Raw genomic sequence first — 15,041 nt, 5'->3', positions numbered from 1 at the left:
CCGGCTCAGCCGACCTGGAAGACCTTTCCTTTCCGGCACTTGTACGAGAAGCCGTCCAACTCCGGGTCCACGCAGGTCACCACCCAGTCGATCTCCGCGTAGAGGTTGGCGTCGGCATCGAACGCGGGCCGCGCCTCCACCACCATTTTCGCTGCGATCTCTTCCTGCGTGTTGCCCTTGATCCCATGGATGGGGACGACCTTCGTGCCGATCGGCTCGACCTGCCGGCGCGGCACGTCCACCGAGACGCTCACGAGGTCCGCGTAGTAGCCCTCCGGGCCGCCCTCGCCGCACCATTCGAGGAGCTGGACCTTCGCCGCAGTGCCGAAGAACCTACTCGCCTTGGCCAGTACCGTCCGTTCGATCGAGTCCGGGTTCCCACGCAAGCCCCCGTCCTGGAAAATCCTGAAAGCGCGCTCGGCCAGCGCGCCCTGCGTGTCGGTCATGGATCTCTCCTGACTATTCGGGACGACCGGAGTCGTCTGTCTGAGTTGTACGCGTGGCGCCTTTTACGGCACCACGAGATGACTGTCCGACGGCGTCCCACGTGTGTAACCGAACCTACGGCCTCGCTCAAGGCGTTTCCTCCGGCCGATCCCGGCAGCCGCTCAACGGCTTACGACGTGGGGCGCGATGTTCTCGCTTCCCTGCGTCGCCTCGCCCTGGCCCCCTTCGACGCGATCGCCGCCCATCCCTGGGTCGGTGCGGAACCCTCGTCCAGGACGACCTCGAGGTCGCGCACGGCGTCGTCGCCGTAGCGGCTTCGAGCACGGCGTGGTCGAGTACGCCGGTAGTGCCGGCGCGCCGAGGTGACGACGGGGAGCCGTCCCATAATCGGGCAATGGCCGCACGGGTTCGCCAGGCTGTGAAGACCGGCTGGGACCGTATGGCCTGCCCCCATCCTGCCCCCAGGTCGCCTCCCTCCCAGCACCACAACGGACGAACGGACCTGGGACGAAAAGGCCCCAGGCTCGCAAAGGCGCGCCCGGGGCCGGTTCGTTCAGGTGGTCAGGTCTGTTCCGCGAGGCGGAAGGTGACGTCCCCGTTCTCGTCGACACTCGCGTCCAGCGTCATCTCGTCCAGGATCGTCGCCGCGTCCGGTTCAAGGTAGACACGGGCGCCCTGCTCCTCGACGATCTCATCGCCGGCCTGCGGCCCTTCGGCCACCGCGAGAGAGAGCGTGCCCGTCTCTTCGGTCTGGCCCTGAGTGGCGATCCGCAGGCCGGTCTGCGGTGAAAGCTCGGGCTGGCTGGTGACGGTACGGATCACCTGGACCGCCGAATCGGTCAGCGTCAGCACTGTCGACAGCTCCTTCGGTTCGATTGCAGGTCAGCACGGCGCACGGCCCCGTGCATGGGCCCTGCCATGCCCGACGCCTCCTGTCGGCAAACATCCGGGATCTAGCGACTTGACGGAAATCAGGGGGCGAGAGCGGGCACGGCGGCCGGGATCGAGAGCTCACTGCTCGGCAGGACGGCGAGGATCGGAGTGTCCAGGCCCGCCTCGACGTACGCGCGGATCCGCTCGCGGCACGCGTCCGGCGAGCCGTGCACGACGAGGTCGTCGACCGCGTCGTCCGGGATCGCGTCCAGGGCGGCCTTGCGGTCGCCGACGGCCCACGCCTCGTTCATCGCGGCGAGCTGCTCGCCGCGGCCCAGCCACTGGTGGAAGGCCGCGTAGACGGGCACGGTCAGGTACGCCGCGATCAGCCGGCGGCCGAGCGCCCGCGCCTCCTCGGCGTTCGACGTCGGGCACACGAAGATCCGCGCGATCAGCTCCTTCTCCGTCCCGAACGCGCTCCGCACCGTCCGGACGTCCTGCGGCGCCAGCCAGTTGGTGATCGCACCGTCGGCCTCGCGGGCGGCGAGACGGAGCATGCCGGGCCGCAGGGCGGCGAGCACGATCGGCGGCGGCGTCTTCGGGGGGTTGTCCAGCCGGAAGCCGGACACGCCGAGCGCCTCGTCCGTCACCTTCTCGCCCACGAGTGCCCGGCGCAGGAACCGCAGCGTGTCCCGGACGCGCTGGTACGGCTCGGTGAAGGGGATGCCGTTCCACCGTTCGACGATGACGGGCGAGGAGGTGCCGAGGCCGAGCACGAACCGGCCGGGGGCCAGGTCGGCGAGCGTGGCGGCCTGCTGGGCGAGCAGGCCGGGACCGCGCGTGTAGACCGGCACGATCGCCGGTCCGAGCCGCAGGTCGGGGGCCCACTGCGAGGCGAGCGCCAGCGGCGTGAACGCGTCGACCCCGTTGGTCTCCGCCGACCACGCGTCGGTGTACCCGAGACCGGCCAGGCTCTCGACGGCCTCGCGGTGGTCGGCCAGGGGCACTCCCATGAGCGGGATCGTGATTCCCCATCGAGACATTCGGAGCCTCCTCATGCGATGGACGGACGGACGGTCGAACCGCCGTCGACGACGAGGGTCTGCCCGGTCAGCCAGCTCGCCGTGTCCCCGGCCAGGAAGACCACCGCCTTGGCGATGTCCTCGGGCTCGCCGAGGCGGCCGAGCGGCATGTACTTGGCGATCTGCTCTTCGTTGTCCTCCCACAGTGCCCGGGCGAGGTGCGTCTTGACCAGTCCGGGGGCGACGGCGTTGACGCGCACCGAGGGGGCGAGCTCGACCGCGAACTGCCTGGTGAGGTGGATGACGGCGGCCTTCGTGGCGTTGTAGTAGCCGATGCCGTGCTCGGTCACCATGCCGCCGACGGAGGAGATGTTGACGATCGCCCCGCCGCGCGCCCGCATGGACAGCTTCCAGGCGAGCTGCGTCCACAGCACGACGGCGAACTGGTTGACCTGCACGGTCTTGTCGGCCCGCCCGGCGTCGATGTCGACCATCGGGCCGAAGTACGGGCTCGTGCCCGCGTTGTTCACGAGCACGTCCACGCCCCCGAACTCGGCCACGGCGGCCTCCACGCAGGCCCGCGCGGCGTCCTCGTCGCCGACGTGGGCGGCCTTCGGCAGCACGCCGACTCCGGGATGCGCGGCCCGGATGTCCTTCGCGACCTCCTCCAGGGCGTCCTGCTTGCGCGAGGACAGGACGACGTTGCAGCCCTCCGCGGCCAGCGCCTCCGCCGTGGCGCGTCCGATGCCGCGCGACGCGCCGGTGATCAGGGCGGTCTTCCCCGCCAGGCCGGTCTCGAGTCCCATGCTGCCGCCTTCCCTGCTGACGCCCGGATCTTTCTGACAACCGAATCGGGTTCAGCCTAGTCTCGGATGTTACGTTCTCGCCATGCAGATCACCGGTAAGAACATCGTGATCACCGGAGCCGGGAGCGGGATCGGGGCCGCGCTGGCCCGCCGGTTCGCCGCCGAGGGCGCGGCCGCGCTCTGCCTGGCCGACCTCGACGTGGACGCCGTGGAGCGGGTCGCCGCCGCACTGGAGTGCCGTACGGTCGCGCTCCGCGTCGACGTCGGCGACGAGGAGCAGGTCCAGGCGATGATCGGCAGGGCCGGTGAGTTCGGGCCGATCGATCTCGTGTGCTCCAACGCGGGCATCGGCACCGGCGCGGGGCTGGAGGCCGCCCCCGAGCAGTGGGCGGCCGCGTGGGCGGTCAACGTCCAGGCCCACGTGTACGCCGCGCGCGCCGCGCTGCCCGGCATGCTCGAGCGCGGCGAGGGCTATCTCCTGAACACCTGCTCGGCCGCCGGCCTGCTCACCCAGCCCGGCGACGCGCCGTACGCCGTGACGAAGCACGCGGCGGTGGCGTTCGCCGAGTGGCTCGCGCTCACGTACGGCGACCAGGGCATCAAGGTGAGCGCGCTCTGCCCGCAGGGGGTGCGCACGCCGCTGCTGGCCGAGGCCCTGGAAGGCGTGGCGGGGCAGGTCGTGGCCGCGGCGGGCGCCGTCCTCGAACCCGACGACGTCGCCGAGGCCGTCGTCGCGGGTCTCGCGGCCGAGTCCTTCCTGATCCTGCCTCACTCGGAGGTGGCCGAGTTCGAGCGCCGCAAGGCGGCCGACCGCGACCGCTGGCTCGCCGGGCTGCGTCGGATGGTCTCCACCGTCCGCGGCTGAGCGGCTCAGGCCGCCGCGTGGGACATGACGAAGCGGCGGAAGTCTTCGACGACGGGCGGGCGCGTCCGGCCGTCGACCCAGGCGAGGCCGCGGTTCACCCGAAAGGACTTCGCCTCATCCAGGACTGGGCGGGACCAGCGGGACCTCCTGAATCAGTCGTGTGTCCGACGGAAGCACGGCCCCCGGCGGATACGTGCCGTCCTTGATGCGCGGCCGTATCGTTTGCACGATCTGGAGGTACTTGGGCGGCGCGTAGTCCGTGTCTTCCATGACGACCTGCCATCAACTCGACTGGTCGAGGGCCTAGCGTTCAGTCAACCGGCCGTCACGACTACCGGACGGGTCCACACCGCCGCCGGATACGGCCAGGTGGCCGCCGACAAGATCGCTTTGGTCAGCTCCTCGGGGTCCATGGCCTCCACCAGACGCCACCGCCCCGACACCCACACCATCGCCCACCACGACCGCGTGGCCGCACCGAACCAGATCACCACACCGGGGAATCGGCGTCTCAGTACGGCCAGCGCATCGACGGTCATGACCGGTCGCCGGACCCCGCGTCACGAAGCTTCAAGTACTCGGCGATCTGCGCCGCCGCCCCCGCCGGATCATCCACCGCGTGACGGACGTGGTCATCACGCCGCCACACGAACGACTCACCCGACCGGGTGATCTCGATCCACAGCCTGCGGTCGGCCAGGTTCCCGCGCACCGTCAACGCCGGACGAGCGTCACTCATCCCGACCTTGACCCCGAGCTTGGCCAGCTCGCGGCACAACTCGGTCAAAAGACCAACCTGCCGACCATGATTCGACCCGCTCACCCCTGCTCCCTCCCGTTCGGCGCGGGACCGGTGACGCAGGTGTGAGCGACGAGAAGCCATCCCGTCAGCGCCATCGGCCCCGCAGCTCATCAGGCCGCCGACAATTCGCGACCCGTGCCTGAGCAGCGCGAAGACGGCCCCCGGACCGCTGGTCCAGCCATCGGCTCATCCGCCCGCGCAATGATCAGCCCTCGCCTTGGCCGGATGTACTTCCATCGGCGACCGCCGCAGGACACGCAGTAGGAGAGGTTTTCGTTTGTTCGCTGCTCATGCCGACAAGCCTGGCCCGGACGCTCACTCCGGAACGACTTCCAGCGGATATCCCCATTGGGGATAAACTTCGAGAACCCGAGTTTCAGGAGGCGATGCGTGATGTCTCGATCGTCCTTCGAGCCCATCCACATCCCGGATCACGCATGGCGTCAAGACTCGGTCCGGCGGTTTCTCCGGGAACGGCGCGCAGGGGAACTGTTCTGGTTCCTCCAGAAACATGGCATAAGTCAGATGCGCATCGCAGCGGCTACGGGTCAGTCTCAGAGCCGGATTAACGATCTCATGCACGGCCGACGCAAGAACATCGAGGCATTCGACGCATGGGAACGCATCGCCGATGGCCTGAACATGCCAGACCATGCCCGCATTACGCTCGGTCTCGCCCCAAGGAGACAGCAAGCGACAGAGCGGTCCGCCCCCGCCGATCTGGGACTTACCCTCCCGTCCTCACACAACGAGCGCATCGAAACCATTTCTACTCTCTGGCGCGCCGATCTCGACGAAGTGACACCTGTCGTCAGCGGGAAGATAAATGTCGCCGCCTGGAATGACGCGTCTTTGAAGTGGCTACTTCTCGCGGACTCAAGAACCGCAGAACCATCTGGTTCGGGAAGTCGACGCGTAGGGGCGACGGACGTTCAGCGCGTGAAGCTGACCACAGAGATCTTCGCGCAGATGGATAACCGATTCGGTGGAGGTCACGCGCGCCATTCGCTTGTTCAGTTCCTTGCCGGCGATGTCGAGCAACTACTATCCGGAAGCTTCACCGAAGAAGTCGGCCGCGACTTGTTTTCCGCAGTAGCGGAGGCGACCCTCCTCGCCGCGTGGATGTCATACGACAGCGGGCTACACTGCCTCGCTCAGCGGTATTTCATCCAAGCGCTAGCACTTGCCGAATCGGCAAACAACAGGTTGCTGGCGGGAAGCATCTTCGACGCGATGAGCCATCAAGCGACCTTTGTAGGACGCTTCCAAGAAGCCGCCAGCCTAGCGAAGGCCGCCCGGCTCGGCACTCAGGCCATTGCCACCCCGACGCTTACGGCCCATTTCCACGTCATGGAGGCCCGAGCGCTCGCCCGGCTTGGGGATGCGCGAGGGTGCGACTCGGCGCTCTCCGCAGCCGTCATGGCTTTCGGGAAGCGCAACCCCATGGATGACCCGGAATGGATCCAATACTTCGACGAGGCGGAGCTCGCCGCGGAGTTCGGCCACTGCTTTCGAGACCTCGGCCGACCAGTCGACGCGACGAACTATGCCTCACAGTCTCTCGGGAACGCCGACGGAACGTATCAACGAAGTGACTTCTTCGCTACGATGGTTCTCGCAGACTCCTACCTTCGCGCAGGTGAAGCGGAGCAAGCCTGCCAAGTCACGCTCGATGCCTTGCGCATCGGAGAGCAACTGAAATCCGCCCGATGTGTCAGCTATCTCCGAGAATTCCGGGCCGGCCTAGCCGATATAAGCGCAGAGCAGGTCATCCGCGACTTCGAAGAACAGACCGCCGGATTCTCGCTGTGGAGTCAAGCCGGTCCACCGGGCAACTGAAGCCTAGTACGGCTGCCAGTCTCGCTTGCCCGAGCCGGTGCACAGAGCCGATATTCGCTTGCGTACTTCAGCGGCGATTTTCTCATCATCGGATGCCTTCTGGCTAAGCCATGTGACCATCAGGAATTCGCGTACATCCCGTAGAACCGGGTAGCCGGGCCACTCCATCACGTCGAAGCCGTAGGTTTTGACAAAGACCTCGTACTCATCTCGCGTGTGCCAGCCGAAACTGTCGTGGTAGATCGCTGTGAGGGCCAGGTCCCACTCACGGGGACCGATCGCAAAGCCGTCGAGATCGATCAGTATCGGATTGCCCGCGTCATCGTGAATCACATTGCCGACGCTCGCGTCACCATGGATGACGCCTGGAGCCAAAGCGAACTCAAGTTCTGCATAGCGAGTCCGAAGTTCTCCCAACCGGCCACGCAAGAAATCGCGATCTTCCGAACTCAGCCAGCCGTCCCCATCGATGCGCAACTCTGCGCGGGCGAACGGCTGGAGTGGCGGCAGCCTGAGAGAAGACGGTGGCTCCAGCCGATGCAACCAGGCCAGGAGCGAGGCGACCTCAGCGGTAGAACCGTACGACTCCTTGTCCGAGATCAAGTCCCAGAAGGTCACCACTCGCCCATCAACGATGACCGGCTGATCGATAGGCAGCGCCCGAACTGCCGGATATCCCTGGCCCTCCAACCAGCGAGCCACCGCCACCTCTTTGCGCGCATCCGGCTCATAGGCAGCAGTCCGCGCGATCCGGCCGATGGTCCGATCAGGCAGGCGGTAGATCGCGTTCTCACCGATCCGCAGAAGCCGCGCACCCGTGACATCGATTCCCGCCACCGCGCCGGCGTGGTTCAACGTACGCAACGTGTCCGCAGCGGCGAAAGTCTGGGCGTTCCCGTCCTCGGCCGGCTCCGTAGCACCGTGGGAGATCATGCCTTGCACGCTACCTACACGCGCCCACGACGCCATGACCGACCTCTGCCGAATTTCGCTGTATTGGATCAAGGCGGCGCGCAAGCGCCGCCGCAGGCCGCCCGCTCCGGCACGCCCTACGTGCGTGCGGCGTGGGCGCCGGTCCCTCCGGCCGTGCCGATCGGGCGGCCACGCAGAGTGGGAACGGCTAAACAAATCCGGCCCCCCACTTCGTGTGAGGGACCGGACACTTACTTGTGCACGCCTGGACATCTCGGGCCGCGCAGGTGACGGCAACATGGGCAGACTGGGACAGATCAAGCCGGTCCGAAGGAGACAGAGTGATCTCTCCCAAGGCTTGATCACCTTGACCGAGATCGAACTCACCCAACCGACCTTTGGGATCCACACCTGTCCCGTCTTACGGGACAGCCGGCTCACGTCCCAGTGCACGCCGCGCTGCCCGACAATCCGGAACCCCTCACGCCGAACTGCTTTACGCCAGGTCGGTCGCCCGTGCGTCTCGGCGAAGAACTTACTCATGGCCTGGGCGAAGTCACGCAACGCCTACTGCTGCACCGTCTGCGAACCCGCCGCAAACGGACTGCGTTCTGGCTGACCTCGGACCCTTCCACTCAGCTAGAACACGTTATAGATTTGAGCGGTCGCTTGGTCAACAAGGAGGTCGCCGGTGGCGCAGCCTTCAGCCGGGAACGAACCCGTGGCCGTCGAGGGGCCGGTGAGCGTGGTCGACGGCTGGTTCACCGTCGACCCGCCACGCCTGACCGGCACCCGCTGCACCGCCTGCGGCACCGTCTACTTCCCGCCCCAGACGCTGACCTGCCGCAACCCCGCCTGCCACGGCGGCGACCTCGTCACCACCCCGCTGTCGAGCCGGGGCCGGATCTGGTCCTACGCCGACGCGCGCTACCGCCCACCGCCGCCGTACGTCTCGGGTGAGGAGTTCGAGCCGTACGCGATCGCCGCCGTCGAGCTGGCGGCCGAGCGGATCATCGTCCTCGGTCAGGTGGTGCGGGGCGTCGGCATCGCGGACCTGTCCGTCGGGATGACGGCCGAACTCGTCGTCGAGGAGCTCGACCCCGGCCACCTCGTCTGGAAGTGGCGCCCGCTGTTCGAGGAGGGCCCGTGAGTAAAGACGTCGCCGTCCTCGGGGTGGGCATGCACCCGTGGGGCAAGTGGGGGTGGAACTTCGTCGAGTACGGTCTCGCGGCGGCGCGGGACGCGCTGGACGACGCCGGGCTCGCCTGGACCGACATCCAGTACGTCGCGGGCGCCGACACGATCCGGAACGGCTACCCGGGGTTCGTCGCGGGCGCGACGTTCGCCCAGGCGCTGGGCTGGTCGGGAGCGCGCGTCTCGAGCTGCTACGCGGCGTGCGCGTCCGGCGCGCAGGCGATGAGCATGGCCCGGGCGCAGATCCTCGCGGGCCTCGTGGACGTCGCTCTCGTCGTCGGCGCGGACGCGACACCGAAGGGCTTCTTCGCGCCCGTCGGCGGGGACCGGCCCGACGATCCGGACTGGCTGCGGTTCCGGCTGCTGGGCGCGACCAACCCGGTCTACTTCGCGCTGTACGCGCGGCGCCGCATGGCCCTGTACGGGGCGACCCGCGACGACTTCGCCGCCGTGAAGGTGAAGAACGCCCGGCACGGCCGGCACAACCCGTACGCGCGGTACCGCAAGGAGGTCACCGCGGCGGACGTGGCCGGGTCACCGGTGGTCGCCGATCCGCTGCGGCTGCTGGACATCTGCGCGACCAGTGACGGCGGCGCGGCCGTCGTGCTGTCCAGCGTGGAGTACGCGCGCAGGCACGGGCGGGGCGCTCCCGTGCGCATCGGCGCGATCGCCACGGTCACGCCGACCTTCCCGAACACCGCCCTCGAGCTGCCGAACTTCGCGACCGACTCGAGCGTCGCGGTCGCTCCGCCCGAGCGGCCGTTCCGGTCGGCGAACGCGGCGGCGGCGTACGAGGAGGCGGGGCTGGGCCCGGAGGACCTGTCGCTGGCCGAGGTGTACGACCTGTCCACGGCGCTGGAGCTGGACTGGTACGAGGACATCGGCCTGTGCAAGCCGGGCGAGGCGGAGGGCCTGCTGCGCGACGGGGCGACCGCGCTCGGCGGCCGCGTCCCGGTCAACCCGAGCGGCGGGCTGGCCTGCTTCGGCGAGGCGATTCCCGCCCAGGCCATCGCCCAGGTGTGCGAGCTGACCTGGCAGCTCCGCGGGCAGGCGGGAGCGCGTCAGGTGGAGGGGGCGCGGGCCGGGATCGCGGTGAACCAGGGGCTGTTCGGGCACGGATCGGCGATCGTCGCCCGGACGTGAGTTACGTCACTCGGCGTGGCCAGTAAGGCATTGCTGACCTGCGTGGACATCGCTTCGTGCGCAGGTCGGCGACGGACTTGAGCACAGCGGGTTCTTGTCGGCCACGCTACGCGTCAGTATTTTTCACTGACGCGCCAGGGTTACGTCCGTGTCGCACGCGTCCCGTGTGGACGCGGAGTCCCACCCTGACCGCGCGCCCAGTCCGCCGAGATTCGACGCGAGGTGCCGCGCTGATGCGTCCATTCCGGGAGCGCAATCCGCTGCCGATCGGCATCGCCGGCCTGGCGACCGTCGGCCTGGCGACACTGCTCGCGTTCAACCTGCAGCACTTCACCGGCGGCACGACGTACTCCGCGGCGTTCAGCGAGGCGGGCGGCCTGAAGCCCGGCGAAGAGGTGCGGATCGCCGGCGTGAAGGTCGGCAAGGTGGACAGCGTCGACCTCGACGGCGACCACGTGAAGGTCAAGTTCACCAGCAGCGCGCACTTCGGGACGCAGACCCGCGCCCAGATCAAGATCAAGACGCTGCTCGGCTCCCACTTCCTCGCCCTCGACCCGAAGGGGCCCGGGCGGCAGTCCACGAGCCGGGAGATCCCGATCTCCCGCACCACCGCGCCGTACGAGGTCGTGCCCGCCCTCCAGGACGCCAGCGCCCAGCTCGGTCAGATCGACACGAAGCAGCTGGCCAAGGCGATGAACACCCTGTCCCAGACGATGGAGGGCTCCCCGGAGAACGTCCGGCGCACCCTGGCGGGCCTGCAGAAGATCTCCCGCGCGGTGTCCTCCCGGGACGACGAGCTGAATCAGTTGCTGAAGCACTCCAGCAACGTCACGTCGCTGCTCGCCGCCCGCAGCGGCGACCTCGCCGTACTCGTCCAGAACGGCGGCCTGCTGCTCCAGGAGATCAACGACCGGCGGACGGTGATCAACCAGCTGCTGACCGGCACCGTCTCCCTGTCCCAGCAGATCACCGCGACCATCCACGAGAACCAGGCCACCCTCAACCCCGCACTGCAGAACCTGCAGAAGGTCACGCAGATCCTGCTGCGCAACCAGGGCAACCTGGAGAAGTCCTTCGAGCTGATGGGCCCGTTCGGGACCGAGCTGTCCGACATCACCGGCAGCGGCCGGTGGTTCGACGTCTACATCCAGAACCTCATCCCGCTCCCCCTCTCGATCGCCCCGCCCAGCACCCAGAACAACACCACGCAGCAGACCCCGACGCAGGGAACGCCCGCTCCGACGCCAGGGACGAGCAAGAAGTCCACCGGCGGCACGAACACGACCGGCCGCAAGTCCAAGAACACCAGGACCGACAGCCCGTCCCCGGCCACGAGCAGCGGCAGCCCCTCCCCGTCCAAGACCGGAAATCCCTTCCCGTTCCTTCCGTGAACCCCGGTGTGCACGGGCGGCCGGTTCGGCGTCACGATCGGGGTATGGACGTACGCGAGCTGACGACCTCGAAGGAGCTCTTCACCGCGTCCGCGCTGCTCGCCGAGGTCTGGCGGCCGACCGACCCGATGCCGTACGAGATGCTCCAGGTGACGCGCCACATCGGCGGTTACGTCGCCGGGGCGTTCGACGGGAACACGATGGTCGGGGCGTGCGCGGCCTTCCCGACGGCCGACGGCGGCCTGCACTCCCACATCACCGGCGTCGCCGTGCCGGGCCGGGGCGTCGGGTACGCGATCAAGGTGCACCAGCGCGGGTGGGCGCTGTCCCGGGGCATCACGCGGATCGGCTGGACGTACGACCCGCTGACCCGGCGCAACGCGTACTTCAACCTGGTCAAGCTGGCGGCGCGCGCGACCGAGTACCTCGAGGACTTCTACGGCGACATGCCCGACGAGCTGAACATGGGCGACCCCAGCGACCGTCTCCTCCTGACCTGGCCGATCGAGAGTCCGGAGGTGGCCGCGGCCCTCGCGGGCGTGCCGGCGACGCGGCCGGAGCCCGGGGCGGACACGCCGATCGTGCTGCGCGCGGACGCGGCGGACCGTCCCGAGGCACGCGAGGCGGCGGGCGCCGCGACCCTCGCGGTCGGAACGCCGGCCGACGTCACCGCCCTGCGGGCGGGCGACCCGGACGCGGCCCGGGAGTGGCGCCGGGCCCAGCGGGCGGCGCTCGGCGGCGCGCTGGCGGAGGGCTATCGTGTGACCGGTTTCACCCGCGCCGGTTATTACCTCCTGGAGCGCCGGAGATGAAGCTCGCCGGAGTGGAGCTGCGGCGGATCCGCATGCCCCTCGTGACGCCGTTCCGCACGTCCTTCGGGACCGACGTCGACCGGGAGGTCCTGCTCGTCCGGGTGTTCGGGGACGAGGCCGAGGGCTGGGGCGAGTGCGTCGCCGCCGCGGACCCGCTGTACTCCGCCGAGTACGTGAACGGCGACGAGCAGGTCATCCGTGACTTCCTGCTGCCCCGGCTGCCCGCGGACGTCACCGCTCGCGGCCTCGGCGCGGTGTTCGAACCGGTCCGGGGACACCCGATGGCGAAGGCCGCCGTCGAGATGGCGGTGCTGGACGCCGAGCTGCGCCTGTCGGGGATGTCGTACGCGGCGTACCTGGGGGCGACGCGGACGCGGGTGCCGGCCGGGGTCTCCGTCGGAATCATGGACTCGATCCCCGAGTTGCTGGACGCCGTGGACGCCTACCTGCGGCAGGGGTACGCGCGGATCAAGCTGAAGATCGAGCCCGGCTGGGACCTGAAGCCGGTGCGCGCGGTGCGCGAGCGGTTCGGCGACATCCTCCTGCAAGTGGACGCCAACGCCGCGTACCGCCGCGCCGACCTGCGGCACCTCGCGGCGCTGGACCCCTTCGAGCTGCTGCTGATCGAGCAGCCGCTGCCAGAGGACGACCTGCTCGGGCACGCGCGGCTCGCTCAGACGCTGACCACCCCGATCTGCCTCGACGAGTCCATCGTCTCGGCGCGGGCCGCCGCCGACGCCATCACCCTGGGAGCGTGTTCGATCGTCAACGTCAAGGCGGGCCGCGTCGGCGGCTACCTGGAGGCCCGGCGGATCCACGACCTGTGCGCGGCCCATGGCGTTCCGGTCTGGTGCGGCGGGATGCTGGAGACCGGGCTGGGCCGGGCCGCCAACCTGGCGTTCGCGGCCCTGCCCGGCTGCACGCTGCCGGGCGACGTCTCGGCGTCCGACCGGTACTACACGCGCGACATCACCGAGCCGTTCCGGCTGGCGGACGGGCTGATGAGCGTGCCGTCCGGGCCGGGGCTCGGCGTGGCCCCGCTGCGGGACGTCCTGCACGAGTTCACCGAGCGGACCGACGTCGTACGGCTCCCCTGACGTCGCCTCCGATCGTGGAGTGGGTCAGCGGGTCCCGTCCGCGCCGAGGATGATCTCGGCCAGATAGGCGTCGAGCTGGGTGATCATGGCCTCCGGGGTCAGGTGGCCGGCCAGTCGTTGGATGGACAGGCCGTCGACGACGGCGTGCAGGCGCCGGGCGAGGAGGTCGGCCGAGGATGCCTGGGGCGTCAGGAGGCCCTCGCTGTCCAGGCTCTCGATGAGCTGACGGCAGAGCCCGTACATGCCGTCGAAGTGGGCGCGCTGGACCTCGGCCAGGCGCGGATCGCTCAGGCCGAGTGCCAGGAAGGCGAACGCGACGGTGGCCTCGGTGTGACGCCGCGCGTCGACCGGCATGGTCTCCAGCAGCGTGTCGCGGACCGCCTGATGGATGGTGCCGGTGTGCCTCATGTCGGCGATCCGGTCGGTGACCCGCTGGATCACCTGCTCGCAGGCGAAGGCCAGCAGCTCGGCGCGGGTGGTGAAGTAGTGCCGCAGCGCACCTGACGACCAGCCGGCCTCGGCGGCGACCGAGCGGATCGAGACCTCGTTCACCCCGTCCCTGGCGATGACCCGGCCGACGGCGTCGGCGATCTCCATCCGGCGCGCCTCGTGGTCCACGATCTTCGGCACCTGGCCATTATCGCACAGTCGTGTTATTTTCGTTTTAGTACAGTCGTGCGAAATAAAGAGGCGCTGTGGTCTTCCTGATCGTCGGATGCGAGATCGGCTTCTGGGTGCTGCTGGTGACCGGGCTCGCGACCCGCTATCTCCTTCGCGCCCGGCGGCTCAGCAACGTGCTCCTGGTCAGCGTCCCGATGGTCGACGTCGTACTGCTCGCGGCCTCGGTCGTCGACCTCCGGAGCGGCGCGCCCGCCTCACCCGTGCACGGCCTGGCCGCGATCTACATCGGCGTCTCGCTCGCCTTCGGCCATCAGATGATCCGCTGGGCCGACCAGCGCTTCGCCCATCGCTTCGCCGGCGGCCCCGCTCCCACGAAGGCACCCAAGACCGGGCGCGCCCACGCCGCCCACGAACGCGGCCAATGGCTTCGCCACCTGCTCGCCTACATCGTGGGGGCGGCGGTACTGGGCATCTTCACGCTGCTGGTCGGTGACGTCCACCGCGCCTCGAAGCCGTGGTCAGTGATGATCCCGTGGGGTCTCGTGCTCGCGATCGACTTCGTGATCTCGTTCAGCTACACCGTCGCCCCACGCAGGCGACGTGCGCGGAGCGGCGTCCCCGGTCAGTTCCGTACGGGCAGGTCGTAGACGCGCCGCACGCTGGACTCGACGCGGGAGATGTCCGTGCCGTAGATGTGCAGGGAGATCGCGATGCCGTCGCCGGAGTTCCGCACGCGGTGGATGTCGCCGGGCGGCGCGAAGCCGCTGACCTCGCCGACGTGGTTGTCGTTGACCCCAACGCGGACCAGGTGGTCGTCCCGCTGCACGTAGAGCTCCTCGTGCTCCACGCCCTGCAGCACGCCGAAGACGCACCAGGTCACGTGGTCGTGGATCGGCGTCACCTGCCCGGGCCGCCACACGAGCCCGACCAGGGAGAAGGTGCCGCCGGGCTCGACGTACAGCGTGTGGCTGACGTACCGGTCGGGGTCGCCCAGCCGCTCCTCGGCGGTCAGCACGTCCGGCGTGGGCATGTGGTGCCGCAGCGCGTCCGCGACGAGCCGCGCGGTCTCCCGCCAGTCGGCGTGCCGGTCCACGGCGGCGCGCACCCCCGTCACCAGATCCTCCAGGCCCGGGCGCACGGTCTCCAGAACGACTGTCATATCGGCCACCTCCTCCCCTTCAGGCTGCCGGAGGACGCACTCATCGGTCCAATGCCAA

At 69.0% G+C, this 15,041-nt stretch carries 17 protein-coding genes; 8 read left to right on the top strand and 9 right to left on the bottom strand.

Going from position 1 to position 15,041, the window contains the following annotated elements; all coding sequences use genetic code 11:
• Positions 1–5 precede the first annotated feature (5 nt).
• The 4 genes from AB0K82_RS11035 to AB0K82_RS11020 all read right to left on the bottom strand — a co-directional run bounded on the left by AB0K82_RS11035 (position 6) and on the right by AB0K82_RS11020 (position 3,148).
• Positions 6–446, bottom strand: coding sequence for a hypothetical protein (locus tag AB0K82_RS11035; RefSeq protein WP_364395303.1), 441 nt, complete (start codon positions 444–446; stop codon positions 6–8).
• 562 nt (positions 447–1,008) lie between these two features.
• Positions 1,009–1,299 (bottom strand): iron-sulfur cluster biosynthesis family protein, encoded by a 291-nt coding sequence (locus AB0K82_RS11030; RefSeq protein ID WP_345360447.1) that lies wholly within the window; start codon positions 1,297–1,299, stop codon positions 1,009–1,011.
• A 119-nt stretch (positions 1,300–1,418) separates the two neighbouring features.
• Positions 1,419–2,363, bottom strand: coding sequence for an LLM class F420-dependent oxidoreductase (locus tag AB0K82_RS11025; RefSeq protein ID WP_364395301.1), 945 nt, complete (start codon positions 2,361–2,363; stop codon positions 1,419–1,421).
• A gap of 11 nt (positions 2,364–2,374) precedes the next feature.
• A complete protein-coding gene (locus AB0K82_RS11020; protein WP_364395299.1) occupies positions 2,375–3,148 on the bottom strand; it encodes an SDR family oxidoreductase in 774 nt (257 codons plus the stop codon).
• Between the two features lie 82 nt (positions 3,149–3,230).
• On the opposite strand from AB0K82_RS11020, the gene AB0K82_RS11015 reads away from it, so the two are divergent.
• Positions 3,231–4,013, top strand: a complete 783-nt coding sequence (locus AB0K82_RS11015) for an SDR family oxidoreductase (RefSeq protein WP_364395297.1) — start codon at positions 3,231–3,233, stop codon at positions 4,011–4,013.
• 314 nt (positions 4,014–4,327) lie between these two features.
• On the opposite strand, the gene AB0K82_RS11010 is transcribed toward AB0K82_RS11015, so the two are convergent.
• Together AB0K82_RS11010 and AB0K82_RS11005 are read right to left on the bottom strand one after the other, a co-directional pair.
• Entirely contained in the window at positions 4,328–4,552 is a 225-nt protein-coding gene (locus AB0K82_RS11010) for a hypothetical protein (protein WP_364395295.1), read from the bottom strand.
• Positions 4,549–4,800, bottom strand: coding sequence for a hypothetical protein (locus tag AB0K82_RS11005; RefSeq protein ID WP_364395293.1), 252 nt, complete (start codon positions 4,798–4,800; stop codon positions 4,549–4,551). Before AB0K82_RS11005 ends, AB0K82_RS11010 begins: the two co-directional genes overlap by 4 nt.
• Positions 4,801–5,340: 540 nt before the next feature.
• On the opposite strand from AB0K82_RS11005, the gene AB0K82_RS11000 reads away from it, so the two are divergent.
• A complete protein-coding gene (locus AB0K82_RS11000; protein ID WP_364395291.1) occupies positions 5,341–6,654 on the top strand; it encodes a hypothetical protein in 1,314 nt (437 codons plus the stop codon).
• Between the two features lie 3 nt (positions 6,655–6,657).
• On the opposite strand, the gene AB0K82_RS10995 is transcribed toward AB0K82_RS11000, so the two are convergent.
• On the bottom strand, positions 6,658–7,587 hold the full coding sequence (locus tag AB0K82_RS10995) for an aminoglycoside phosphotransferase family protein (RefSeq protein WP_364395289.1): 930 nt from the start codon (positions 7,585–7,587) through the stop codon (positions 6,658–6,660).
• Between the two features lie 670 nt (positions 7,588–8,257).
• Between AB0K82_RS10995 and AB0K82_RS10990 the strand changes: the two genes are divergently transcribed.
• The 5 genes from AB0K82_RS10990 to menC all read left to right on the top strand — a co-directional run bounded on the left by AB0K82_RS10990 (position 8,258) and on the right by menC (position 13,203).
• Positions 8,258–8,716 carry a zinc ribbon domain-containing protein gene (locus tag AB0K82_RS10990; RefSeq protein ID WP_364395287.1) on the top strand — a complete coding sequence of 153 codons (459 nt, stop codon included), beginning with the start codon at positions 8,258–8,260 and terminating at the stop codon, positions 8,714–8,716.
• Positions 8,713–9,903: a lipid-transfer protein gene (locus AB0K82_RS10985; RefSeq protein WP_364395285.1), complete on the top strand. Its 1,191-nt coding sequence runs from the start codon at positions 8,713–8,715 to the stop codon at positions 9,901–9,903. The genes AB0K82_RS10990 and AB0K82_RS10985 overlap by 4 nt, the downstream gene beginning before the upstream one ends.
• A gap of 233 nt (positions 9,904–10,136) precedes the next feature.
• Positions 10,137–11,294, top strand: coding sequence for an MCE family protein (locus tag AB0K82_RS10980; RefSeq protein WP_364395283.1), 1,158 nt, complete (start codon positions 10,137–10,139; stop codon positions 11,292–11,294).
• Between the two features lie 44 nt (positions 11,295–11,338).
• The gene (locus AB0K82_RS10975) at positions 11,339–12,106 is read left to right on the top strand and encodes a GNAT family N-acetyltransferase (RefSeq protein WP_364395281.1); all 768 of its coding nucleotides are present in this window, start codon (positions 11,339–11,341) and stop codon (positions 12,104–12,106) included.
• Positions 12,103–13,203, top strand: coding sequence for an o-succinylbenzoate synthase (gene menC / locus AB0K82_RS10970; RefSeq protein ID WP_364395279.1), 1,101 nt, complete (start codon positions 12,103–12,105; stop codon positions 13,201–13,203). The genes AB0K82_RS10975 and menC overlap by 4 nt, the downstream gene beginning before the upstream one ends.
• Before the next feature lie 24 nt (positions 13,204–13,227).
• Here menC and AB0K82_RS10965 read toward each other — a convergent pair whose 3' ends face one another.
• Entirely contained in the window at positions 13,228–13,833 is a 606-nt protein-coding gene (locus AB0K82_RS10965; RefSeq protein WP_364395277.1) for a TetR family transcriptional regulator C-terminal domain-containing protein, read from the bottom strand.
• Between the two features lie 65 nt (positions 13,834–13,898).
• Between AB0K82_RS10965 and AB0K82_RS10960 the strand changes: the two genes are divergently transcribed.
• Positions 13,899–14,471 carry a hypothetical protein gene (locus AB0K82_RS10960; RefSeq protein ID WP_364395275.1) on the top strand — a complete coding sequence of 191 codons (573 nt, stop codon included), beginning with the start codon at positions 13,899–13,901 and terminating at the stop codon, positions 14,469–14,471.
• On the opposite strand, the gene AB0K82_RS10955 is transcribed toward AB0K82_RS10960, so the two are convergent.
• Positions 14,447–14,983: a cysteine dioxygenase family protein gene (locus AB0K82_RS10955; RefSeq protein WP_364395273.1), complete on the bottom strand. Its 537-nt coding sequence runs from the start codon at positions 14,981–14,983 to the stop codon at positions 14,447–14,449. The two genes, AB0K82_RS10960 and AB0K82_RS10955, sit on opposite strands and share 25 nt — an antisense overlap.
• Positions 14,984–15,041 lie beyond the last annotated feature (58 nt).

The sequence above is a fragment of the Actinoallomurus sp. NPDC052274 genome (genome assembly GCF_040679475.1).
Classification (GTDB): domain Bacteria; phylum Actinomycetota; class Actinomycetes; order Streptosporangiales; family Streptosporangiaceae; genus Actinoallomurus; species Actinoallomurus liliacearum.
The sequence above is the reverse complement of the archived record's forward strand: the minus strand, read 5'-3'. Positions and strand labels throughout refer to the sequence as shown.

Excerpts from the sequence above, each read along its gene's own strand:
- AB0K82_RS10980 (WP_364395283.1), top strand. The coding sequence starts at position 10,137 with ATGCGTCCATTCCGGGAGCGCAATCCGCTGCCGATCGGCATCGCCGGC.
- AB0K82_RS11025 (WP_364395301.1), bottom strand. The coding sequence starts at position 2,363 with ATGTCTCGATGGGGAATCACGATCCCGCTCATGGGAGTGCCCCTGGCC.
- AB0K82_RS11010 (WP_364395295.1), bottom strand. The coding sequence starts at position 4,552 with ATGACCGTCGATGCGCTGGCCGTACTGAGACGCCGATTCCCCGGTGTG.
- menC (WP_364395279.1), top strand. The coding sequence starts at position 12,103 with ATGAAGCTCGCCGGAGTGGAGCTGCGGCGGATCCGCATGCCCCTCGTG.
- AB0K82_RS11035 (WP_364395303.1), bottom strand. The coding sequence starts at position 446 with ATGACCGACACGCAGGGCGCGCTGGCCGAGCGCGCTTTCAGGATTTTC.
- AB0K82_RS10975 (WP_364395281.1), top strand. The coding sequence starts at position 11,339 with ATGGACGTACGCGAGCTGACGACCTCGAAGGAGCTCTTCACCGCGTCC.
- AB0K82_RS10995 (WP_364395289.1), bottom strand. The coding sequence starts at position 7,587 with ATGATCTCCCACGGTGCTACGGAGCCGGCCGAGGACGGGAACGCCCAG.
- AB0K82_RS10955 (WP_364395273.1), bottom strand. The coding sequence starts at position 14,983 with ATGACAGTCGTTCTGGAGACCGTGCGCCCGGGCCTGGAGGATCTGGTG.
- AB0K82_RS11000 (WP_364395291.1), top strand. The coding sequence starts at position 5,341 with ATGCGCATCGCAGCGGCTACGGGTCAGTCTCAGAGCCGGATTAACGAT.
- AB0K82_RS11020 (WP_364395299.1), bottom strand. The coding sequence starts at position 3,148 with ATGGGACTCGAGACCGGCCTGGCGGGGAAGACCGCCCTGATCACCGGC.
- AB0K82_RS11015 (WP_364395297.1), top strand. The coding sequence starts at position 3,231 with ATGCAGATCACCGGTAAGAACATCGTGATCACCGGAGCCGGGAGCGGG.